Raw genomic sequence first — 22,842 nt, 5'->3', positions numbered from 1 at the left:
CCTGGGACCGGTAACGAGACTCAGCCCTGCAGCGTCACCCAGTCCTGCGTCGCCTCGGCGGCGCGGAACTCGTGCACCGCCTGCTGCATCAGCGCGAAGGCCGCCGGCGCGTCCAGCCGCTGGCAGGCATCGCGCAGCCGCTGCAGCAGCGAAGCCATTTCGTCGGCGCTCAGGTGGTATTCCTGGGCGCGCATGATGCGGGCGTGGTCGGTGGCCAGCACGTTGTCGCCTATCAGCAGCTCCTCGTACAGTTTCTCGCCCGGACGCAGGCCGGTGATGCGGATTTCGATGTCGCCCTTGGGATGGCGCTCGTCCTTCACCTCCAGGCCGGACAGATGCACCATGCGCCGCGCCAGGTCGATGATCTTCACCGGCTCTCCCATGTCCAGCACGAACACGTCGCCGCCGTCGCCCATCGCGCCGGCCTGGATCACCAGCTGCGCCGCTTCGGGTATGGTCATGAAGTAGCGGGTGATGTCGGCGTGGGTCAGCGTGATCGGGCCGCCGGCCTTGATCTGGCGGCGGAACAGCGGCACGACCGAGCCGGAGCTGCCCAGCACGTTGCCGAAGCGCACCATCACGAAGCGCGTGCGGCTGCCGCGGGCGTGGCGGGTCTGCAGCGTCAGCTCGGCCAGCCGCTTGGTGGCGCCCATCACATTGGTGGGGCGCACCGCCTTGTCGGTGGAGATCAGCACGAAGGTGTCGACGCCGCAATCCTCGGCGGCGCGGGCGGTGGTATCCGTGCCGAAGGCGTTGTTGACGATGCCGGCCACCGGATTGTGCTCCACCATAGGCACATGCTTGTAGGCGGCGGCGTGGTACACCGTCTCCACCTTGAACGCGCGCATCACCTGGCTAAGCCTGTCGTAATCGATCACCGAGCCCAGGATGGGCGTGCGCGGGATGGCCGGCGCCAGCTGCGCCAGCTCCTGGTCTATCGCGTACAGCGCGTATTCCGACAGCTCGAACAGCACGATGCGCGATGGCTGGTTGCGGGCGATCTGGCGCACCAGTTCGGAGCCGATGGAGCCGCCGGCGCCGGTGACCATCACCACCCGGCCCTTGATGTTGCGCGCCAACAGCTCGGCCTTGGGCGGCACCGGATCGCGGCCCAGCAGGTCCTCGATCTCCACTTCCTTCAATTCCTCCACCCGCGCCTCGCCGGACACCAGGTCGGCCATGCCGGGCAGGCGCTTGATCGGCACCCGCAAGCGCTCCAGCGACTCCAGTATCTCGCGCTGGCGGCCGCGGCTGACCGACGGCATCGCCAGCAGGATGCACTTGGCGGCGGTGTCCTTGAGCAGTTGCGGCAGCTCCTCCGGCGCGTGCACCGCCACGCCGCGGAAGGTGCGGCGCCGCAGCTCGGGGTTGTCGTCGACAAAGGCCATCGGCCGGTATTCGCGGCCGGCCTGAAGCGCCAGCATCAGCTGCACCCCGGCGCGGCCGGCGCCGTAGATGATCACATGCTCGCGCGGGGCGTCCACCACGTCGATGCGCCGCACCAGGCCGCGCAACAGGAAGCGGCTGCCGCCGATATAGGCCATCGCGAACACCCAGAAGATGATGATCGCGGCGCGCGGCATGGCCCAGATGGCGAACATCTGGATCACGCCTTGCAATACCAGCACCGACAATGTCACCCCCAAAAACACGGTGACGATGATCTTGTCGTCCAGATACTTCAGCACCGCGCGGTACAGGCCCAACTTGATGAAGATGGGTATCGCCCACAGGGGCGGCACCATGAAGATCCACAGGTGCGGATTGAGCTTGGGGTCCCAGTAGCCGCCCAGACGCAGAAACACCGCGCACCACAAGGCCAGCGGCAGCAGCAGCGCGTCCATCAACGCCAACAGCGCCATCTTGTTGTGTCTGGAGAAGGAAAGCAGTTTTTCAAACATGTTATTGATTCCCCGCCGGCACGCGTACCCACTGGTACAGCGCGTCCGGACAGCGTTCCTCGTTATCCCGGCCATCGCCCAGGCTCAGCAATGTGAAACCATGCGCTTCATAAAAACGGCGCGCGCCCGGATTGGCTTGAAACACATGCAGGCGACAGACAGCCGCCCCCTGCCGCAACACATGGTCCAACAACGCGCGACCGATGCCGCGCCCTTGCAGTCCGGGGCGGATGTAGAGCTGATCCAGCCACAGCGCGCCATCCTGCATCGAACAGGCGACAAAACCGGCGATCGCGCCGTCCCGCTCCGCCAGCCACACGTTTCCCGCCGGCAGCAGAACACCGGCAAACCATTGCCGCACCGCCTGGTCGCTATGCATGAGCGGCGCGTAACGCATGTCGCGGCGGCAGCCGAGATAAATCTCCGCCAGCGCATCGGCGTCGTTTTGGCGGGCGGTTCTCAGTGTGATCATCGGGTCACGATCTTCATCAGGGTGGCGACGATGATGCGGATGTCGCCCGTCAGGCTGTGGGTTTCGGCGTAGCGCACGCAGTAAGCCAGCTTTTGCGGCAGGATTTCGTCGATGTAGGCGCGCTCCGGATCGGCGGCGCGGCCCAGTATCTCGTTTTCATCGATCATCTTGATCGACGCCCAGTCGGTGATGCCGGGCCGCACCGACAACACGATGTCGCGCACCTCGTCCGGATAATGCGCCACGTATTTGGGCACCTCCGGCCGCGGCCCCACCAGACTCATATCGCCGAACAACACGTCGAGCAGTTGCGGCAACTCGTCCAGCTTGGTTTTGCGCAGGATGCGGCCAGCGCCGGTGACGCGGCTGTCCGCGCCCACCGTCAACTGGCCCAGCTGCTCGGTATTCACCTGCATGGTGCGGAACTTGTGGATGCGGAACAGCGTGCCATTCCGGCCCACCCGCACCTGGCGGAAGAACACCGGTCCGGGCGAATCCAGCTTCACCCACAGCGCCACCAGCAACAAAGGCAAGGCCAGTGCCAGCAGGCCGCAGGCCGAAGCCGCCAGGTCGAACAGCCGCTTCGCCAGCCGCGAGCCATGGCGGCGCGGCCCGCAGCAGGGCGGCAACAGCTGGCCGCCCTTGTCGTTGCCCCGCTCGCTCATGCGCCGAGAATCTCTCGCACCGCGGCGATGACGCGGGTCTGGTCTTCGTCCGTCATCCGGGTGTACAGCGGCAGCGTCACTTCGGCCTCGAAAGCGGCATCAGCCACAGGGAACTGTTCCCGGGTCAGCTGGTAGCCGTCGCGCCATACCGGCTGGCGGTGCAGCGGGATGAAGTGCACCGAGCAGCCGATTCCCTTCTCCGCCATTTGGGCGATGAAGTCGTCGCGGCTGATTCCGGCCTCCGGCTTGATCCGCACCGGGTACAAGTGCCAGGCGTGGTTGCTGCCCTGGTCCTTGGCGCGCGCCGGCAGGATCAGCGGCAGGTCGGCCAGTTCGCGGTCGAAACGCTGGGCCATGGCTTCGCGTTTTTCATAGAAGCCGCGGATCTTCTTCAGCTGATGGATACCCATCGCCGCGGCGGTGTCCGGCATATTGTACTTGTAGCCCGGGGCCACCACTTCGTAGAACCAGGCCGGAGTCTTGGACACGTAGCGGTCGAAGGCGTCGCGGCTGATGCCGTGCAGGCGCATCACCTTGCATCTGGCGATGATGTCCTTGTTCTTCGACACCACCATGCCGCCTTCGCCGGTGGTCATGGTCTTGTTGGCGTAGAAGCTGAACACGGTCACGTCGGAATCCAGCGTGCCGACCAGCTTGCCCTTGTAATAGGTGGGCATGGCGTGGGCGGCGTCTTCGACGATCTTCAGCCCGTGCTCGCGGGCGATGGCGATGATTTCGTCCATCTCGCAGGCCAGACCGGCGAAGTGAACCGGGATAATGGCTTTGGTCTTGTCAGTGATTGCCGCGCGGATGGCGGCCGGGCGGATGTTGAACGTCGCCGCGTCCACGTCCACGCACACCGGGTGCGCGCCCAGGTAGCGCACCACTTCGGCGGTGGCGGTGAAGGTGTAGGACGGCACGATCACCTCGTCGCCCTCGCGGATGCCGATGGCCTCCAGCGCCAGATGCAGGCCGGCGGTGGCGGAGTTGACGGCGATAGCCTCGACGCCGTCGCCCAGGAAGGCGGCGAAGTCAGCCTCGAACTGCTTGGTCTTGGGGCCGGTGGTGACCCAGCCGGAACGCAGCGCGTCGACCACTTCGTTGATCTCTTCCTCGCCGATGTCCGGCAAGGCGAACGGCAGGAATTTTTGTTCGCTCATTTCTCAGTCCTTCGTCTTTGCGCGGCCGCGATGGCCGCCGTCCATATTCGTCGCCGCGCGCGATCACGCGCACGGCTCGCAAAATCTTTTGCCCATCCCGCGGGGCGGAAGCCCCACCGGAGCATTCCGCCTCAACTTCATCCATAACGACAATGGCGGAACGCCCGCACAGCGGGCTTCCGCCCTACGACAGCCTCACCGCCGCCAGAAAACGCCGCGCCAGCACCGCGTAATCGTGGTTGGCCAGCACATAGGCCTTGCCGGCCGCGCCCATCCGTTCGCGCTCGGCCAGCGGCAAAACCGCCATGCGCCGCGCCGCGTCGGCGATGGCGGACGGATCTTCCGCGCCGACACTGATGCCGGCGCCGGCGTCCTTGACCATGTCGTTGCCGGCCTCCACCGAGTGGATCACCGGCTTGCCGGCCATCATGTAGTCGAACAGCTTGTTCGGGTTGATGCCGAAGCGGTAGATCGGCAGCTTGCGCCAGCCTATGTACAGCGCGTCGCATTCGGCCAGGAAGTTGGGCACGCTGCGCTTGGCGATGGACGGCAGGAACAGCACATTATCCAGTTTCAGCTCGGCGGCGCGGGCCGCCAGCGCCGCCTTGTCCGGGCCATCGCCCACCAGCGCGAAGCTGATCGGCGTGCCTTGCAGCTGCGCGGCGGCCTCCAACAGGAAATCCAGCGCGTTGGCCAGGCCGTGGCCGCCGGCATAGCCGACGACGAAGCGGCCCTGCGCTTTCAGTTCAGCCAGCCGCATCCTGTGCTCGGCCGGCAATGCCAGCGTATCTCCCTGCCACTCGCCCACGTCCACGCCGTTGGGAACCACCGCGTATTTTTCCGCGGCCATGCCGTGCGCCATCATGTAGTCCTTGGCGCAGGGCAGCATGGACACCACCGTGTCGGCCCGCTTGTAGCCGAAATCTTCCGCCCACTGCAGCAGGCGGATGAAGGGGTGCTTCTTCGACATGCCGCCCACTTCCACCGGCGTCAGCGGCCATAGGTCATGCACTTCGTAGACCAGCCTGGCGCCGGTCTTGCCGGCGATCCACGCCGCCGGGACGGTGTCCAGCGGATAGGTGGACGAGGCGATCACCACGTCCGGCTTCCACTGCTTCAAGTATCGGCCGGACAGGCCCATCACCCGGGCCAGGAAACTGAAGATGTTCAGCACCCGGCCGACGCCGTTGCCCTCGTAAGGACGGGTCTTGCACCAGGTGTAGCGGATGCCGTCTATGTCCTCGTCGTGATACTTGCCGGCGAACTGCGGGTGCAGCTGCCTGAGGTGCGACACGTCCGCCGCCAGCATATTTACTTGATGGCCGGCCTTCACCCATTCGCGCGCCAGATAATAGGGGCGGAATTCCATGCCGTGGCGCGGGCTGCCGGCGTAGTGGTTGATATAGAGAATGCGCATATTATTGTTTGTCTTGAGTCTGGTTGGCGCGCTCTAGCTGTCGCCACTGGCTGCTGGCGAACACGCCGCCCATTAAAAGCCAGAACAGCAGCGCTGGCCCCATGGCCAGCGCCGGCTTGCTCTGGGCCACCGACGACATGCCGAATACGAACAGCGTCAGCGGCACGCCTCTGCCCAGCACACCATAAATCAGAATGAAGCGGACCTTACCTTGCGCGCGCAGCGCCGGCCAACCGGCATCGGCCAGCTTCCTGCCCAGCCAGGCTTTGTTCAGCCACAGCGGCAGCAGCAGAAGCGCGGCCAACATCAGATGCACGGCGATCATCGGCGGCGTGGCGGCAATGCCCGCCATGGAACGATTCAACTGGAACAGCAACAGGGCCGCCGCCAGCACCAGCAGCAAGGGGAACAGCAGCGCGCGCAGCTTCATTTGGCGCCCTCTTCCAGCCGGCGGTACAAACCAACCAGCTTCTCGCCTTCCGCCGCCCAGCTGTACTTGTTCAGCACAGCCTGCTTGCCGGCTTCGCCCATCGCCCGCATCCGGCCTTCGTCCGCCAGCAGCGCGTTGATGGCCGATGCGATGGCGGCGGCATCCTGCGGGTCAACCAGCACGCCGCAACCGGCGTCGTCGACGATCTCGCGCCACACCGGGAAGTCGCTGGCGATCACCGGCATGCCGGCAGCCATGTATTCGAACAGCTTGATCGGCAGCGCGTCGACGTAGTTGGGCGTGGGAAACAAGGTCACCAGGCCTATCTTGCTCCTGGCCAGCACCTCGGCCACGCCCTTGCGGTCCAGCATGCCCAGGTCGTTCACCCGCGCCCAGCCGGGCTCGGCGGTCACCTTGGCCTTCAGGTCGCTCTCGCTCCACGGCCCGGCCAGGTTCAGGCGGGTGGACGTGTCCGGCAGCGCGGCGACGATGGGCTCGATGCCGCGGATGCGGCTGATGCCGCCGATGTAGCACACCTCGTTGCGGCGGCTGTCCCACGGCGTGTCGCGCACCAGCTCGGCCAGAATGGGAAAGTTGCACACATCCAGCGCGTTGGCGCCCAGTTTCTCGAAACGCTTGCGGATGTGCGGGGTGGAGGTGACGATGGCGTCGAAGCGGCGCGCCGCCCAGTCTTCCAGCGTCTCGAAGCCGCCGGACACCAAGGGGCGCACCGCGCCCGGTATCCAGTGCTTGGCCAGGATCTGCCGCGGCACATCCTCGTGCACGTCGTACACTACCCTGATGCCGGCCTGCTTCAAGCGCACGCCGGCGGGAATCAGCTCTGGGTCGTGGAAGTGGACCACGTCCGGCCGCAGCGCCAGCGCCGCCTGGTAGACACGCTTGACGGTGCCGGTCATCCGCGACAGGCGGCCGCCGGTCTTGGGGCCGACGTCGTGGATGCGCACGCCGCCGCGGATTTCCTCGCCCAGGCCGTCGGCGACGATCAGCGTCACATCAAAGCCCGCAGCCGCCAGCGTGCAGCATTCCTTGACGAAAATGCGGATGTCGTGGCGCGGATGGGCGGAAGTCAGGTGGGCTATTTTCATTTTTCAAACCTTGTCTGCGGCCAGCTCGCGGTACAAATCGGCAAAGCCGGCCATATTGGCCTGGTGCAGCGCCTTGGCCGCCACCAGGCCGCGGTTCATCTCGGCGATGCCGCGCAGGGCGCCGTCGTCGGCCGACCACGCCATCGCCCGCAGCAGTTCGCCGCCCAGCCGACCCACGTCCTCGGCGATGACGCCGTTGAGGCCGTCTATCACCCATTCGCCGTTGGCCGGCAGATTGGACAGCAGCGGCAGGCAGCCATGGCCCATCGCCTCCAACAGGCTGATGCTGGTGGCGTCGGAACGCGGCACACTGACGAACACCCGCGATTCGGCGTACAGCCTGCCCAATGTCTGACTGTCGACAAAGCCGGCGAATTCCACATTCCGCAGCTTGAGGCCGCGCGCCAGCTGCCTGAGCGCCTCGGTTTCGCTGCCGTTGGCCGCCACGGCAAGACTCCAGTCATTAAAACGGCCATCTTGCTCCACCGCCTGCCAAGCGCGCAGGATCGCGTCTATCCGGTACAGGGGCTTGTGCAGCCGGCAGGACAGCACCTGCCGCTTCTTGGCGGCCGGATCTGGCTCGGCCGGCAAAGCGTCTATGCCGTAATTGAGCAGCTTGATGCGGCAGTCGCCGGCCAGCTCGCGGATTTTGGCCGCCATGTACAGCGAATCGGAAGTGACGGCGGCGGCGGCCTTGAGGTTGCCGCGCACCATCGCCCGCATCAGCCGGTTTTGCTGCGGCAGCAACAGCACGTCCGAGCCCCAAGCGGTGAGCAGCATCGGGATGTCGATGCCACGCAGCGCGCGGCGCGCATGCCAGGCCACGCTATTGGCCTGGTGGACATGGACGATGTCCGGCTGCAGCTCGCGGATCCAGCGGCGCAGGCGGCCGGCTATGGCGAGCGCCTTCAGGCTGAAGTCGACGCGCAGCACGCCCTTCAGATTGGCCGGCCGGCGCTCGGCCGGCGCTTCGTCGTTGCAAGCCAGGTAGATCTCGTCGACATGCGGCGCAATGCCAGCGAGGAAGCGCCAGGTGTGCACCGAGGCCGAGCCCACCACCAGCAGGCGGCGTATCCGTTCAGTCATCGGCCCAGGCCTCGTACAGCGGATGCAGGTCAGGATGCAGCGCCAGCCATTCGGCGTCCATGTCGCGGGTATCGCCCACCACCTTGGCCGGATTGCCGGCCAGGATGGCGAAGTCCGGGTAGTCGCCGGCCGCCACGAAGCTGTAGGCCGACACGATGCTGCCTTTGCCCAGCGCCACCCCGGGCATCAGCACCGAATGCGGGCCGACGAAACTGTAGCGCCCCAGAGCGGTGGGTTTCTTCAGATAGCCGGCGTGGTCGCCGCGGTCCAGGTATTCGCGGCCATAAAGACGGATGGCGACGTGGCTGGAGTGGGTCAGCAAGGACACGTAATTGGTGATCTGGCAGCCCTCGCCAATGAACAGGCCGCCGGAGGCGTCGATCAGGTTGAAGTGGCCGATGTAGACATTGTCCTCCACCATCAGCTTGTCGATATGCTCGACCCGCGTCATGTTGGAGACGCGGGTGCGCTTGAGGAAGACGCCGTCGCCACGGTGAAAGCCGTACACCATGCGCGGCCGCACCCATGCCGACAGCCGAAAGCGGATGCGGCTGAAGATTCCATTCCAGTTCATCGTGCCGCCTTGTAGAGCCAGGTGAAATATGCAATGAAATAGCCGGCCATCACTACGGATACCAGCTGAAAAGTGGGCACCGCATCCTGCCAGATGCGGAAACCCAGCCACAACGACCCCAGAAACAGCACCGCCTGCACCAAAGACAACAGGAAGGCGAAGCGCTGGCGGTTGATCACCGGCGGCACCATTCCCAGCGGTGATGCGACAAAATGGAACAGTATGAACAAGGACATCGCCTCGGCGTAGCGGCCGGCTTCCGCCCAGTTGCGGCCGAACACTAGCGTGAACAGCGGCTCGCCGAAGATCTGGATCACCAGGAAGGGAAACATCGCCATGCCGAACAGCGTCAGCATCATCTTGCGCAGGATGGGACGCAGCGGCTTGCCCAGGTTGCGCGCCTCCGCCAGCTCGCGGTAGGCCACTTGCGCCACCGCCTGGCCGATCAGCGCCGCCGGCAGCTTCAACACCCGCATCATCAGGCCGTAATAGCCGACGGCCGAGGTGCTGGCCAGCATCGCCAGCACCACCAGCGTGACCGAATCCAGCATCGCCGTGCTCAACGCATGCGGCGCGTTGATCTTGGGAAACTCGATGTAGGCGATGGCGGCTTCGCGCATGCGCTGGCGGCTGATGTCGCGCCGCCAACCGCAACGGGTTTTCAGATCGGCCCAAGCCTGCGACAGCAGCGAGCCGATCTGCCCCGCCAACTGGCCCAGAATCAGGCCGCCGGCCCCGGCGCCCAGCCAGCCGGCCAGCACCTGGGTGCCGGCCATGCCCAGCGACTGCGTCATGCGGCCGTTGGCGTTGGCCTGGTAGCGGCGGTGGCGATTGTTCCAATTGGTCCAGGCCTGCATCAGGCCGGCCAGCCACACCGACAAGGGCAGCAGCAGCAGCCAGGCCTGCAGCTCCGGCGCGCCCAGGTGGGTGGCGATGTGGGAATGGCCGCCCAGCAGCACTACCAGGCCGATCAGCAGCGCCAGCGCGCTGGCGCACAGCAGCGACAGCCCCATCAGGTTGCTGGCGCGCTTGTCGTCTGCCGGCAGCACGATGGCCATCTCGTAGCGGGCGGTCGCCAGCACCGCCAGCGTCGACATCCACGACACGTAGACGGTCTGGATGCCCACTTCATGCGGATTGTACAGCCGGGTGATCAAGGGCGACGCCAGCAGCGGCACCACCTGGGCCACGGCGGCGCCGGTGACCAGGGTGATGATGTGGCGGATGAAGCCGCTCTTGGGCATGCGCAGGGAGGCCAGCGTCAGCATCCCCCTCAACCCAGAGCCTTCTTCACCGCCGCCACGATCGCATCCTGGGTGGCTTCGTCCAGGAAGGGGTGCATCGGCAGACTCATCACGCGCTTGCCGGCGGCTTCCGCCAGCGGGAAGCAGCCCTCGCCCTGTCCCAGGTGGGCGAAGGCCGGCTGCAGGTGCAGCGGAATCGGGTAATGCACCGCGGTGGGCACGCCCAGCTCCTTCAGCGCCGCCTGCACCGCGTCGCGATTGTCGACTTCGATGGTGTACTGGGCGTAGACGTGGGTATTGCCCGCGCCGATCACCGGCACCCGCGCCACATCTTGCAACAGCTCGCTGTAGCGCGCGCCGATTCGCTCGCGCGCGGCCACTTCGTCGGGAAAGCTGGGCATCTTGGCCAGCAGCACTGCGGCCTGGATGGTGTCAAGGCGGCCGTTGATGCCGATGATCGGGTGGTGGTAGCGGCGGTCCTGGCCGTGGATGCGGATTTCGCGCATCTTCTTCGCCAGCGCGTCGTCGTTGGTAAAGCAGGCGCCGCCGTCGCCGTAGCAGCCCAAGGGCTTGCTCGGGAAGAAGCTGGTGGTGCCGATGGTGGACAGATTGCCGGATTTCTTGCCGTGCTGGCCGGCGCCGAAGCTTTGCGCGCCGTCCTCGATCACCGCGATGCCGTGCTTTTCGGCGATAGCGTTGATGGCGCTGAAATCGGCCGCCTGGCCGTACAGGCTGACCGGCATGATGGCGCGGGTGCGCGGGGTGATCGCCGCTTCCAGCAGCTTAGGGTCCAGGTTGTAGCTGATGGGGTCGATGTCGACGAACACCGGCTTGGCGCCCAACAGCGCGATCATTTCGCCGGTGGCGATGAAGGTGAACGGGGTGGTGATGACTTCGTCGCCGGGGCCGATATCCAGCGCCATCATCGCGATCAACAGCGCCTTGGTGCCATCGCAAACGCCGATGGCGTGCTTGGCGCCGGTATAGGCCGCCAATTGCTGCTCCAGTTCCTTCACTTCCGGCCCCATGATGTACTGGCCATGGTCCAGCACCGCGTGGATGCGGGCATCGATGTCGGCTTTCAGATGCTGGTACTGCGCTTTCAGATCAATAAACTGGATGGACATGGTCTTCTCAATATTCGAATGACGGCGGCCCGGCAAACGCCGCCGCCCGGATTAAAACTCACACCGGCGTGCAGTGGTTGCCGCCGACCTCGTAATGGATGCCGCACGCCGCGCAGGTGTGGGTGCCGATGTCGTTGGGCAGGCGCTCGCCGCAACCGCACATCCAGCCTATGCGCTTGGCCGGCGCGCCCACCATCAGCGCGTAGGCTGGCACGTCGCGCGTCACCACCGCGCCGGCGCCGATGAAGGCGTACTCGCCCACCGTGTGGCCGCAGACCACGGTGGCGTTGGCGCCTATGGTCGCCCCCTTCTTCACCACGGTGCGGCGGTATTCGTTCTTGCGGTTGACGTGGCTGCGCGGATTGTTGACATTGGTGAACACCATCGACGGGCCGCAGAACACGTCGTCCTCCAGCGTCACCGCGTCGTAGATCGACACATTGTTCTGCACCTTGACGTTGTCGCCGATCAGCACGTCGTTGCCGACGAACACGTTCTGGCCGAAGGAGCAGCCCGCGCCGATCCGAGCGCCGCCGCAGATATGCACCCAGTGCCAGACGCGGGTGCCGACGCCGATCTGGGCGCCCGCATCGACGATGGCGGAGCTGTGGACTGTGTATTCCATGGTGCGAAGCCTCTAATCAGAAAAACAGGAAAAAGCCGTCGGCGAAATACACCAGGCCTAGGCCGGCCACCGGCAGCGCCGTCAGCCAGATCCGCTTGCGCTTGAACAGGCCGGCGATCGACGAAATCAGGATCGCCACCTGCAGGAAGATCACCGCCATGCCGAAGGGCTTGCCCTGGCGCTGCGCCTGGTTGCGTTCGTCTTCCAACTGGCGGGCGCTCTTCTCTATCGCCTTGCGTTCCGCGCCGTAGCGCTCGGCGCGCTTGGCCGCCTGATCGATGGCCGCCTGGTAGCGCTGGCGCTGCGCGGCGCCGGCGCCGGCCGGCAGATTGTCCAGCTCGAACTGCAGCCGGTCGCGCTCCATCTCGTACAGATTGCCCTTGATGCCCTTGGCCTGATAATAGGCCCATTGGTCCGACGCCTGCGCCTGGGCGATGACGCTGCGGGTGGAAAAGCCGCCGCCCTTGAAAGTGGACAGCGTGGCGCACACCGCCAGAATGACGGTGGTGAGCGCCAGGTAATTCAACCAGGGTTCTTTCTTCTCTTCGGCCATGACGGTAATGCTTCGATGTAGCAAGGCCGGCCTGCGCATGGCAGTCCGGCCGTCGGGTGAATCAATAATCCAGCGGCAGGCTGACGCGGCGGCCATCGCGGGCCGACAGATACATCGCGATCAGCAATTCCAGCGACTTCAGCCCTTCGCGGCCGTCGGTCTCCGGCGTGGCTTCGCCGCGCATGGTCTTGATCACGTTGTCGTAATACAGCGGATGGCCAAAACCGTAGACGCTGGTAGTGGCGTAGCTGGCGTTCTTGATCTCGTCGTCCATCGGGTGCGGCTCGGCGAAGTCCCAGTGCTGGATCTCGTTGACGGCCATGCCGCCGACCCGAACCGAGCCTTTTTCGCCGAGAATGGTGATGCTGCCTTCCAGATTCTTCGGATAGGTCAGCATGGTGACGTTCATGCTGCCCAGCGCGCCCGAGCGCCACTTGACGCTGACGGTGCCAGTGTCTTCCACCTCGATGTTGCGCGCCAGCGTGGCGGTGTAGGCCTGCACGCTCTCCACCGGGCCGATCAGCCAGTCCAAGAGATCGACATAGTGGCTGGCCTGGTTCATGAAGGCGCCGCCATCGAACTCCCAGGTGCCGCGCCAGCCGGCCGCGTCGTAATACTCCTGCGGACGGGTCCAGAACACATTGACGTTGACCATGTAGATGCGGCCGAAGCGTTTTTCCTGCATCGCGCGCTTGAGCAGCTGCAGCGTGTCGTTGCGGCGGTTCTGCTTGACCACGAACAGGTGCTTCTGCGCCTTGTCGGCGGCCTTCACCATTGCCAGGCCGTCTTCCCAGCGGGTGGCCATCGGCTTCTCGGTCATCACGTGGAAGCCGGCTTCCGAGCACTCGATGCTCTGGCGCGGATGCAGGCCGGACGGCGTGGTGAGGATGACGATGTCGGCGTCGGTCTGCGCCAGCATCGCGCTCATGTCGCTGTGGCCGCGCGCGCCGGTGCGTTCAACCGCAGCCGCCAGCGCAACCGGATCGATGTCGCAGACGTCGACCAGCTCGGCGCGGTCGGCGTGCTTTTCCAGCGAGCCGAAATGATTGTTGGCGATGCGGCCGCAGCCCACCAGGGCGAAGCGGATCTTGCGCTCGGTAATCGGAGGAGTCACTAACATTCAGAAGGTCCAATAACGTACTGAATACACCAGTATCTTCAAATATTCGGACAGCACCGCGCCGGCTTCATTGATAGCCAGGCTGTGGTACAGGTCGTCGCCGGGATACACCATATGCATGCCCCAGTCCACTTCAGGCCAAGCCCGGCGGAAAGTCTCCAGCGCGCGCCGCGAGTGAAACCAGGAAGTCACCAGCGTGATGCGCCTGGGCTGCTGCGCGGCCAGGTAATGCCGGGTGAACTGCGCATTCTGGTACGTGCTTTTCGACAGGCATTCGTAGCCAATGCGCGCTCGCGGCACGCCCGCCATCACCAGCCGCTTGACGATCAGCCGACAATCGCCCTCGCCGCTGACAAACACGAACGGCGCGCGGCCTTGATGAAACAATTCCGCCGCGCCAATCACCCGTTGTCCGCTCTCCCCGCCCAGCACCACGATCCAGTCGGCCCGCTGCTGCGGCGCATCCGCCACCAGCAAGCTCTTGGAATAGCGCACCAACGGGACCAGTGTCAGCACGGCCAGCAGGCTGAAACCACCCAGCACCGCCAGCCATGCGCCCAGACGGGGAAAACGCTGCCACATGGATCAGGCCTTGACGATGTGTCCGGCCGGTTCCAGGTACTTGCCGCGGCTATCGACCAGCAGCTGGGCGTTGGCCTTCAACATCGGGTAGTCGAACTTGTCATGGTCCGTGGCCAGCAGCACGCAGTCGTAGCCGGCGACGGTTTCCGCCGTCAGCGCCACGCTCTTGAGGTCGAACTTGTGTTCGCGCATCTTCGGGAACACCGGCACGTGCGGGTCGCTGTACGCCACTTCCGCGCCCAGGTCGCGCAGTTTTTCCATCAGGAACACCGACGGGCTTTCGCGCATGTCGTCGACGTTCTTCTTGTAGGCGATGCCCAGCACCAACACGCGGCTGCCGTTGATGGATTTCTTGCGCTGGTTCAGCGCGGCCGCCACCTTGGACACCACATAGTCCGGCATATTGGAGTTCACTTCGCCGGCCAGCTCGATGAAGCGGGTGTTGACGCCGTATTCGCGCGCCTTCCAGGTCAGGTAGAACGGGTCGATCGGGATACAGTGGCCGCCCAGGCCCGGGCCCGGGTAGTAGGGCACGAAGCCGAACGGCTTGGTGGCCGCGGCGCGGATCACTTCGTGGATGTCGATGCCCATCTTGTCGGCGACGATCTTCATCTCGTTGACCAGGCCGATGTTGACCGCGCGATGGATGTTCTCCAGCAGCTTGGTCATTTCGGCGGCGCGGGTGCTGGATACCGGCACCACCTTGTCGATCACCGCGCTGTACAGCGCCACGCCGATTTCCTGGCATGCCGGGGTGACGCCGCCGCACACCTTGGGAATGGTGCGGGTGGTGAAGTCGGGGTTGCCCGGATCTTCGCGCTCCGGCGAGAACACCAGGAAGGCGTTGTCGCCGACCTTGAGGCCGCGCGACTGCATCCGCGGCAGCAGCTCTTCGTCGGTGGTGCCCGGGTAGGTGGTGGACTCCAGCGATACCAGCTGGCCTTCGCGCAGGTAGGGCACCAGGCTGTCCATGGTGTCCAGCACGAAGCTGAGGTCCGGCTCGCGGTACTTGTTCAGCGGCGTCGGCACGCACAGGATCAGCGTATCGGCTTCCGGCACGCGGCTGAAATCGGTGGTGGCCTCGAAGCCGCGCTCCAGCGCGGTGGCGATGCTGTCGGCGGAAATGTGCTCGATGTAGCTTTTGCCGGCCATCAGGGCATCGACCTTGCTCTGGTCGATGTCGAAACCCAGCACCTTGTAGCCGACTTCGGCGAAACGCAGCATCAGGGGCAGGCCGACATAGCCCAGGCCCACGATGCCGATCACAGCGGATTTGTCCGCGATACGATTGAGCAGTTGCTGCTTGATCACGATGAATGTCCCAACAGGATGTAAAAGCCTGAGCGGCAGACGCCCGTCTGCCGCCCGTTAACTCGGTACTGACTTGATTGTTCGCGCGCGGCCCGCCTCGGGGGACAGGCCGGCAACCTGCGGCCAAAGCGCGTGGAACTGGCCATTATACGCCTCGTTGCCGCCGCTTTTGGGTAAGCAAACGTAACCGGAGCACCGATTTTCCAGCGGATTCGCCCACGCTCTCAGATCAGCAGATGGCCGGCGGTCTGCTGGTTGGTCTGCTTCAGCCGGCTGACGAATTCGATGAACTCCAGACCGAAGCGGTACTCCAGCTCATCGGCGCGTTTCTTCAGCGCTTCCCACTGCGTCAGCGCGGGGCTCTGGCGGAAGGCCATCACCGCGACGTTGCCGTGGCTGGCCGCAGGCAGTTCGAGCACCCGGCCCTCGAAAACGTTCAACAAACGCTCGACAAAGCTGTGATAGCGCTTGTCGCCGCTCCACCAGTTGGTGACGAACACGCCCTTGGGGCTGAGCGCGCGCTTGCAGTCCTCGAAGAAGTCTTCGGTGGTCAACGCGTCGACGATCTGCAGGCCGTCGAAGCCATCCACCAGGATGGCGTCGGTGGAGCCGCGGAAAATCTTCACATAGTCGGCGCCGTCGGCCTCGACGATCTCGAAGAAATCGCCCTCCTCCGGCAGCTGGAAGAAGGCGCGCGCCACCGCGATCACCTGCGGATTGATGTCCACCGCCACGCTGACCGCGTCGGGCAGGTATTCGTCGATGAAGCGGGCGAACGATCCGCCGCCCAGGCCGATCTGCAGGATATGTTGCGGAGCGTCGTTCCACAGCAGGAAGCCCATCATCGCCCGGCTGTAGCTGAGCACCAGCTCGGCCGGATCGTCCAGGTCCATCGAGCTCTGGATGGTTTCCGAACCCAGGTGCAGCGAGCGGATATTGCCCTCTTCCGAGATCTCCACTTCCGGCATTTCCTCCACCGCGGCGCGCACGCGGCGGCGGAACGGATGCAGCGCCCTACGCGCCACAGCCGCTCTCCCCCTGGCTGGCCGGCTTGCGCGAGTCCAGGATGCTGATGGTGCGCTTCTGCTGCGGCGCATCCGCGCCATCATCGTGCCGCGGCGGCGCGGGGTCGCGGAACTCTTCCTTGTCGAAGGCGGTGTCGCCGCCGTCAAACGGCGCATCGCCGGTCTTGAGGCCGGCGAAATCGAACAGGCTGGTATCGGCCAGATGCGAGGGGACCACGTTCTGCAGCGCGCGGAACATGCTCTCGACGCGGCCCGGGAAGCGCTTGTCCCAGTCGTTGACCATCTCCTTCACCACCTGGCGCTGCAGATTGGGCTGCGAACCGCACAGATTGCACGGGATGATAGGGAATTCGCGCAGTTCGGCGTAGCGCTCGATATCCTTCTCGCGGCAATAGGCCAGTGGACGGATCACCATGTGGCGGCCGTCGTCGGACACCAGCTTGGGCGGCATGGATTTCAGCTTGCCGCCGTAGAACATGTTCAGGAACAGCGTGTGCAGGATGTCGTCGCGGTGGTGGCCCAGCGCGATCTTGGTCGCGCCAAGTTCGTCCGCCACCCGGTACAGGATGCCGCGGCGCAGGCGCGAGCACAGGCTGCAGGTGGTCTTGCCCTCCGGCACCAGCCGCTTGACGATGGAGTAGGTGTCCTCCTCGACGATGCGGTACTCGACGCCGACGGACTGCAGATATTGCGGCAGCACGTGCTCGGGGAAGCCCGGCTGCTTCTGATCCAGGTTCACCGCCACGATGGAGAAGTTGATCGGCGCGGACTTCTGCAGGCCGCGCAGGATGTCGAGCAGGGTGTAGCTGTCCTTGCCGCCCGACAGGCAGACCATCACGCGGTCGCCCTCTTCGATCATGTTGAAATCATTGATGGCGTCACCGACGTGGTGGCGCAGGCGCTTGGCCAGTTTGTTGCTTTCAAACGCGGCCTTCTTGGCCTTGTCGTCGAGCGCGGCGTTCTGTTCGGACATGGGGTACGGCTAAGAAATTGAAAAACAGGCGATTTTACTGTTTTCCGCCGCCGAAATCCACGGCGGCGGACAAACTATTTTCCGGGCGGCGCCGGCGGAGCTTTGCCCGTTGCCGCGGGCGCGGCAAACAGGCTACAGCGCCACGCTGCGGCCGCCGTCCACCGCCAGGATCTGGCCGGTGACATACGTCGCATCCAGCAGCAGGAAAGCCACCGCGCGCGCGATGTCTTCCGGCACGCCGGTGCGCTGCAGCGGAATGGAGGCTTCAATCTTGGCCCGCACAGCCTCGCTGAACGATTCGGCATCGTCCGGCCACAGATTGACGCCCGGCGCCACGCCGTTGACGCGCACGCTAGGCGCCAATTCCAGAGCCAGGCTGCGGATCAGCTGCGCGTGGCCGGCCTTGGCCAGGTTGTACACCACATGGTGCGCCATCGGCCGCTCCGCATGGATATCCGAGATGCCGACGATCGCGCCGCCGCGCCGGCTCAGCTCCGGCGCCAACGCCTGGGACAGGAACAGCGGCGCCTTCAGATTGCTGCCCATCAGATCATGCCAGGCGGCCTCGTCTATCCGCCCAACCTCGGTGGGGAAAAAGCTGGAAGCATTATTGACCAGCCCGTCCAGACGCCCAAACGCCGCCACCGCCTCCGCCGCCAGCCGCGGCAGCGCTGCGCCGTCCAACAGGTCTGCCTGCGCCAGCCGCACGCTGTCGGCGCGTCGCGCGTTCAGCTCGCCGGCAAGCTGTTCCGCCGCCGCGAGCGAGCCGCGGTAATGCAACACCAGGCGCAAGCCGCGCGCATGCAGATGGCGGGCGATGCCCGCGCCCACCCGCCGCGCCGCGCCGGTAATCAGGACCACGCGCTCATCTTGTTGTTGCTCTGTTAGCATTGCTTCCTCAATCGAATTCAGTTGCGCCGGCAAGCGCCCTCTTCACGCCGAGGGCCGATTGCACCACAATCGCGCCATATTGTAGCAGGACGAAGCAAATGACCACCCTACCCGCCGCCAGCGCCGAAGCCCTGGCCACCAGCCAGGCCCTGAGCCGACACATCCGCCAGACCATCCAGGCCGCCGGCGGCTGGATTCCATTCTCGCATTATATGGAAATGGCATTGTACGCGCCCGGCCTGGGCTATTACGCCGCCGGCAGCCACAAGCTGGGCGAGGCCGGCGACTTCGTCACCGCGCCGGAGCTCACCCCGCTGTTCGGCCGCGCGCTGGCGCGCCAGTTGGCCGAGCTGCTGCCGCAAACCGCCGGCATGGTTTACGAGTTCGGCGCCGGCACCGGCCAGCTCGCCATCGACCTCCTGCGCGAACTGGCCGCGCTGGGCCGACTGCCGCAAAAATACGTGATCATCGATCTGTCGCCGGACCTGATCGAGCGCCAGCAACACAATATCCGCGCCGCGCTGCCGGGATATTTCGATCGGGTGGAATGGGCCAGCCAGTTGCCGCGAGAACTGGACGGCGTGGTGATAGGCAATGAAGTGCTGGACGCGATGCCGTGCGAGATGGTGTTCCGCGACGAACAGCGCCAGCTCAGGCAACGCGGTGTGGCGGCAAGGGGCGATGGCTTCAGCCATGAAGACCGCGACTTCGTCGACGCGCGCCTGGCCGGCCTCGCCGCCGAACTGGTGCCGGACATCCCGCGCTACGAAACCGAGATCAGCCTGGCCAACCGCGCTTTCATCGCCACGCTGGCCGGCGCGCTCAAGCGCGGCGCCATTCTGATGATCGATTACGGCCACGCCGCCCGCGAGTACTACCACCCGGAACGCGCGATGGGTACCTTGCTGGGCCACTACCGCCACCACACGGTGCAGGACCCGTTCTACTTGCCCGGCCTGATGGACCTCACCTGCCACGTCGACTTCAGCGCGGTGGCGCAAAGCGGCATCGACGCCGGGCTCGACCTGATAGGCTACGCCAGCCAGGCGCAATTCCTGCTCAACTGCGGCATCGTCGGCCTGCTGGAGCAACTGGACGCCAACGACGTGATGCGCTACCTGCCGCAAGCGAAGGCGGCGCAACGGCTCTTGACGCCGCAGGAGATGGGCGAGACCTTCAAGGCGATAGGCTTCGGCAAGGGCGTGGACATAGACTGGCTGGGCTTTGCCCAGGGCGACCGTTGCTATACGCTGTGATCCGGCGCAGAAACTTGCACAAGCCGGTTGACAGCCATCAGGCGGCTGCGTATAGTTCGCGTCTCGGTGTAGACGCACCGTGAAAGTGGCGAATTAGCTCAGTCGGTTAGAGCGACGGAATCATAATCCGCAGGTCCGGGGTTCGAGTCCCTGATTCGCCACCACAGTTTTCCGAAGACTGTCCCAGACAGGTTTCGCGGCGAATTAGCTCAGTCGGTTAGAGCGACGGAATCATAATCCGCAGGTCCGGGGTTCGAGTCCCTGATTCGCCACCAATCAAGTAAAAAAGCCAGCTCGCAAGAGTTGGCTTTTTTGCTTTTCGGATCCGCATGGGCATTTATAATCGGCCTCACTCCATGCCTATCCATCTCTCAAAGATCACTGACCGATGGCCTTGTTGCGCAAATCCGTAACAGGGTGAGTCTCCCCTTTCTCCATACGGGATTTATGCGACAGCCACTGTGCGCGGACGACCCTGCATGCTGAAGCGGTTTAGAATGGCGGCCCGAACTTGCAACTCCGCTACCTGACCATCAAAGCTCCGCGCCATTACTCTTTCACCCAGCAGTTTGAAGCAACGCATCTTCGCCTCCACCAAGCTGCGGCGATGGTAACCGCTCCAGCGCTTCCAAATCGCTCGACCAAGTCGGTTGGTGGCGCGGAGAATTTCGTTCCGGGCCCGCGCCTCAGGCGATGCCCCTTTCCACTGTCGGGCATTTTTGCGCGTCGGAATGCCCCCCGCCGCCTCCCGCGCCACAATCGCCCCATGGCAAGCCTTGGTATCGTAAGCGCCATCGCCGCTCACGCAGGTTATCGGTTCATCGGCCGGGATTTGCGCCAATAGCGAAGGCAACATTTGCGCATCGCCCTGGCGGTTGTCAGTCACCTCAATCGCCCTGATTTGCTGGATTTGGGCGTCGATGCCAAGATCCATTGTCGACCGTATTCCGCGCCGGGCTTCTTGGTTTTCCACTCGCCTTCGCCCAGCATCTTGAGGCCGGTGCTATCGACCAGCGGATGCAAAGCGGCTGAGCTTTTCTGGTAAGAGATGTTGACCTGCAGCGTCTGCTGGCGCCGACAGAGGGCGCTGTAGTCTGGCACAGCCCAATCCAAGTTCGCGATCTTCGGCAGGCTTTGCACGAAGCCGATGGTCTGCGCAACGCCAGGCCGAACAGAATGGAATGGCCGCATTGCTGTAGGTTTGTGCCCGACCTCGCTTCGCCTGCGGTCTTGCCTGCCATGACATGCTTGTGTTCAGCCAGACGGATAGGGAGCCACGCTGGATCAGGGCTTGGTTGTAGGTTTTCCAGTTGGTGGTTCGGTACTGTTTGGGAGCGGGCTTGGTCATGCTGCCATGTTACCAAGCCGCCGCCTGGACTGATTTGCGCAACAAGGCCTATCCGCATACGCCGAAGACGGCATTCGCCCAATAGTAGAACCGCCCCCCGACAGGAGTTGGATAAGCAGCGATCCCCAGGCATGCATAGCAAATCCGCTGACCGTGGTGCGGCTGCCGGACGAGGCGCCTGCCTGCCAATTACCAGCGGCGGCCTGCTGATGGTGCGGGGGATCACCTTGAACAATCTTCCCCCCGCATGCAAACCGAGCAGTCTGCGACATCCGGCGGCAGATAGCTCAAATCAGACAGGCAGCGCCCGCCGCAGGATGGACCCTACATCCATCCGCCCGACTTCCAGCACGCCCACCACCCCTCCCCACTGCGCATCGGCCAGGCGGCTGGCGATGAAGCCATCCGCCATGAAGGCCGGGGATTGGCTGCGCAGCAGGCACCCCTGCGCGGTCAACGCCAGTTGCTGGGCAAAGCGCCGGCCCTGCGCCTCCAGCTGGTCCGGCGCCGCTTGCGCCAGCGCGCGCAGAGACTGGATAGCGGCCAGCAGCGCCGCTTCGTCGCCAGCCAGGCCAGCCAGCTCATCCAGCAGCGTCTGCCAGGCATCCGGCTCCCGCAGCACCGCGCGGATCACATCCAGGCACATCACGTTGCCGGAGCCCTCCCAGATGGAGTTGACCGGCGCCTCGCGGAACAGCCGCGCCATCGGCCCGGCGTCGACATAGCCGTTGCCGCCGAACACCTCCATCGCCTCGCCGCCAAGCTCCACCGCGCGCTTGCACACCCAGAATTTGGCTGCCGGGGTGACGATGCGCTTCCAGGCGCGCTGGAGCGGATCGTCGTCCCGCTCGAAAGCCTGCGCCAGCCGCATCGCCAACAGCAGCGCAGCCTCGCTTTCCAGCGCCAGGTCGGCCAGCACCGAACGCATGATGGGCTGCTCCGCCAACACCTTGCCGAAAGCCATCCGCCGGCGGGCGTAGGCCAGCGCCTGAACCAAGGCCTGGCGCAGCAGCGCCGCGCTGCCGATCACACAGTTGAGCCGGGTATGGGTGGCCATCTCCATGATGGTGGGAATGCCGCGCCCGGGCTCGCCCAGCAGCATGCCCCAGGCATCCTGGAACTCCACCTCGCTGCTGGAATTGCTGCGATTGCCCACCTTGTCCTTCAGCCGCTGGATCGCCACCGGGTTGCGGCTGCCGTCCGGCCGCCAGCGCGGCACGTAGAAGCACGACGGTCCGCCGTCCGCCAATTGCGCCACCACCAGGTGGGCGTCGCTCATCGGCGCGGAGAGGAACCACTTGTGGCCGCGCAGCAGGTATTCGCCGCCGCGGCCGCCCGGCCCCAGCGGCGTGGCCCGGGTGGCGTTGGCGCGCACGTCGGAGCCGCCCTGTTTCTCCGTCATGCCCATGCCTATCCAGGCGCAGGCTTTTTGCTCCAGCGGCAGGTCGCGGCTATCGTAATCGTGGCTGAACAGCTTGTCCCGCAGCCGCGCCCACAATTCCGGCTCCTTCCGCAGCACCGGGATGCAGGCCTGGGTCATCGTCGCCGGACACAGCGTGCCGGCCTCCACCTGGCCATGCAGGTAAATGCCGGCCAAGGTGGCGGACCAGCGGCCTGGGCGCGCGTCCTCGAACGGCAGCGACACCAGCCCCTGGCCGCGGTACTGCGCTAGCAGCCGGTGCCAGGCCGGATGGAAATCCACTTGCTCCACCCGCCGGCCACGGCGATCAAAGGCCCGCAGTTGCGGCGGGAAATGGTTGGCCTGCTCGGCCAGTTCGAAAGTCTCGGCGCTGCCCAGCAGGGCGCCATAGTCCAGCAAGCGCGGTTCGGCCCAGACCGCCTCCGCCCGCGCCAGCGCTTCGCCAAGCGCAAGATCGCTGCCCAGCAGGTTGTAGTCGGCCAGTTCGTCGTACTGATTGCTCACTTCGTGGGTTTGCCAGTTCATGCGCCTTCCCTCCAGGTGAAAACGCGGGAAT

21 protein-coding genes, 2 tRNA genes and 1 pseudogene are annotated in these 22,842 nt (G+C 65.0%); 3 read left to right on the top strand and 21 right to left on the bottom strand.

Annotation, left to right across the window (positions count from 1 at the left end; all coding sequences use genetic code 11):
• Nucleotides 1–20: 20 nt before the first annotated feature.
• The 19 genes from BI344_RS18755 to BI344_RS18665 form a co-directional block, all read right to left on the bottom strand.
• Nucleotides 21–1,901, bottom strand: coding sequence for a polysaccharide biosynthesis protein (locus tag BI344_RS18755; RefSeq protein WP_071114329.1), 1,881 nt, complete (start codon nt 1,899–1,901; stop codon nt 21–23).
• Between the two features lies 1 nt (nt 1,902).
• Nucleotides 1,903–2,373 carry a GNAT family N-acetyltransferase gene (locus tag BI344_RS18750; RefSeq protein ID WP_071114328.1) on the bottom strand — a complete coding sequence of 157 codons (471 nt, stop codon included), beginning with the start codon at nt 2,371–2,373 and terminating at the stop codon, nt 1,903–1,905.
• Nucleotides 2,370–3,038: a sugar transferase gene (locus BI344_RS18745; protein ID WP_083370294.1), complete on the bottom strand. Its 669-nt coding sequence runs from the start codon at nt 3,036–3,038 to the stop codon at nt 2,370–2,372. Before BI344_RS18745 ends, BI344_RS18750 begins: the two co-directional genes overlap by 4 nt.
• Nucleotides 3,035–4,198, bottom strand: coding sequence for a DegT/DnrJ/EryC1/StrS family aminotransferase (locus BI344_RS18740; RefSeq protein WP_071114327.1), 1,164 nt, complete (start codon nt 4,196–4,198; stop codon nt 3,035–3,037). The genes BI344_RS18745 and BI344_RS18740 overlap by 4 nt, the downstream gene beginning before the upstream one ends.
• 184 nt (nt 4,199–4,382) lie before the next feature.
• On the bottom strand, nt 4,383–5,615 hold the full coding sequence (locus BI344_RS18735) for a glycosyltransferase family 4 protein (RefSeq protein ID WP_071114326.1): 1,233 nt from the start codon (nt 5,613–5,615) through the stop codon (nt 4,383–4,385).
• Between the two features lies 1 nt (nt 5,616).
• The gene (locus BI344_RS18730) at nt 5,617–6,045 is read right to left on the bottom strand and encodes a hypothetical protein (RefSeq protein WP_071114325.1); all 429 of its coding nucleotides are present in this window, start codon (nt 6,043–6,045) and stop codon (nt 5,617–5,619) included.
• The gene (locus tag BI344_RS18725) at nt 6,042–7,151 is read right to left on the bottom strand and encodes a glycosyltransferase family 4 protein (RefSeq protein ID WP_071114324.1); all 1,110 of its coding nucleotides are present in this window, start codon (nt 7,149–7,151) and stop codon (nt 6,042–6,044) included. Before BI344_RS18725 ends, BI344_RS18730 begins: the two co-directional genes overlap by 4 nt.
• Nucleotides 7,152–7,154: 3 nt before the next feature.
• Complete coding sequence (locus BI344_RS18720; protein WP_071114323.1) at nt 7,155–8,237, bottom strand: glycosyltransferase; 1,083 nt, start codon at nt 8,235–8,237, stop codon at nt 7,155–7,157.
• Complete coding sequence (locus BI344_RS18715) at nt 8,230–8,811, bottom strand: acyltransferase (RefSeq protein ID WP_071114322.1); 582 nt, start codon at nt 8,809–8,811, stop codon at nt 8,230–8,232. Before BI344_RS18715 ends, BI344_RS18720 begins: the two co-directional genes overlap by 8 nt.
• The gene (locus BI344_RS18710; protein ID WP_071114321.1) at nt 8,808–10,079 is read right to left on the bottom strand and encodes a lipopolysaccharide biosynthesis protein; all 1,272 of its coding nucleotides are present in this window, start codon (nt 10,077–10,079) and stop codon (nt 8,808–8,810) included. The genes BI344_RS18715 and BI344_RS18710 overlap by 4 nt, the downstream gene beginning before the upstream one ends.
• Nucleotides 10,080–10,084: 5 nt before the next feature.
• The gene (locus tag BI344_RS18705; RefSeq protein ID WP_071114320.1) at nt 10,085–11,182 is read right to left on the bottom strand and encodes a DegT/DnrJ/EryC1/StrS family aminotransferase; all 1,098 of its coding nucleotides are present in this window, start codon (nt 11,180–11,182) and stop codon (nt 10,085–10,087) included.
• A gap of 58 nt (nt 11,183–11,240) precedes the next feature.
• Complete coding sequence (locus tag BI344_RS18700) at nt 11,241–11,807, bottom strand: acyltransferase (RefSeq protein ID WP_071114319.1); 567 nt, start codon at nt 11,805–11,807, stop codon at nt 11,241–11,243.
• A gap of 16 nt (nt 11,808–11,823) precedes the next feature.
• A complete protein-coding gene (locus BI344_RS18695; RefSeq protein ID WP_071114318.1) occupies nt 11,824–12,360 on the bottom strand; it encodes a DUF4337 domain-containing protein in 537 nt (178 codons plus the stop codon).
• A 61-nt stretch (nt 12,361–12,421) separates the two neighbouring features.
• Nucleotides 12,422–13,480, bottom strand: a complete 1,059-nt coding sequence (locus BI344_RS18690; RefSeq protein WP_071114317.1) for a Gfo/Idh/MocA family protein — start codon at nt 13,478–13,480, stop codon at nt 12,422–12,424.
• A complete protein-coding gene (locus BI344_RS18685) occupies nt 13,481–14,062 on the bottom strand; it encodes a YdcF family protein (RefSeq protein WP_071114316.1) in 582 nt (193 codons plus the stop codon).
• 3 nt (nt 14,063–14,065) lie between these two features.
• Nucleotides 14,066–15,370 carry a nucleotide sugar dehydrogenase gene (locus BI344_RS18680; RefSeq protein WP_071114414.1) on the bottom strand — a complete coding sequence of 435 codons (1,305 nt, stop codon included), beginning with the start codon at nt 15,368–15,370 and terminating at the stop codon, nt 14,066–14,068.
• A 227-nt stretch (nt 15,371–15,597) separates the two neighbouring features.
• Nucleotides 15,598–16,341, bottom strand: a complete 744-nt coding sequence (locus tag BI344_RS18675; RefSeq protein WP_071114413.1) for a polyamine aminopropyltransferase — start codon at nt 16,339–16,341, stop codon at nt 15,598–15,600.
• 46 nt (nt 16,342–16,387) lie between these two features.
• Complete coding sequence (gene ttcA / locus BI344_RS18670) at nt 16,388–17,371, bottom strand: tRNA 2-thiocytidine(32) synthetase TtcA (RefSeq protein WP_071114315.1); 984 nt, start codon at nt 17,369–17,371, stop codon at nt 16,388–16,390.
• Between the two features lie 132 nt (nt 17,372–17,503).
• Nucleotides 17,504–18,262, bottom strand: coding sequence for a pteridine reductase (locus BI344_RS18665; RefSeq protein WP_071114314.1), 759 nt, complete (start codon nt 18,260–18,262; stop codon nt 17,504–17,506).
• 98 nt (nt 18,263–18,360) lie between these two features.
• Between BI344_RS18665 and BI344_RS18660 the strand changes: the two genes are divergently transcribed.
• The 3 genes from BI344_RS18660 to BI344_RS18650 all read left to right on the top strand — a co-directional run bounded on the left by BI344_RS18660 (nt 18,361) and on the right by BI344_RS18650 (nt 19,793).
• The gene (locus BI344_RS18660; RefSeq protein WP_071114313.1) at nt 18,361–19,518 is read left to right on the top strand and encodes a class I SAM-dependent methyltransferase; all 1,158 of its coding nucleotides are present in this window, start codon (nt 18,361–18,363) and stop codon (nt 19,516–19,518) included.
• 87 nt (nt 19,519–19,605) lie between these two features.
• Nucleotides 19,606–19,682, top strand: a tRNA-Met gene (locus tag BI344_RS18655).
• A 34-nt stretch (nt 19,683–19,716) separates the two neighbouring features.
• Nucleotides 19,717–19,793, top strand: a tRNA-Met gene (locus BI344_RS18650).
• Between the two features lie 170 nt (nt 19,794–19,963).
• On the opposite strand, the pseudogene BI344_RS18645 reads toward BI344_RS18650, so the two are convergent.
• Nucleotides 19,964–20,866 (bottom strand): annotated as a pseudogene (locus BI344_RS18645) (IS5 family transposase).
• A gap of 292 nt (nt 20,867–21,158) precedes the next feature.
• On the bottom strand, nt 21,159–22,811 hold the full coding sequence (locus tag BI344_RS18640) for an acyl-CoA dehydrogenase family protein (RefSeq protein ID WP_071114312.1): 1,653 nt from the start codon (nt 22,809–22,811) through the stop codon (nt 21,159–21,161).
• Between the last annotated feature and the right edge of the window lie 31 nt (nt 22,812–22,842).

Source organism: Chromobacterium sphagni, assembly GCF_001855555.1.
In the GTDB taxonomy this organism is placed as follows: Bacteria; Pseudomonadota; Gammaproteobacteria; order Burkholderiales; family Chromobacteriaceae; genus Chromobacterium; species Chromobacterium sphagni.
This window is presented reverse-complemented; position numbering and strand designations above follow the sequence as displayed.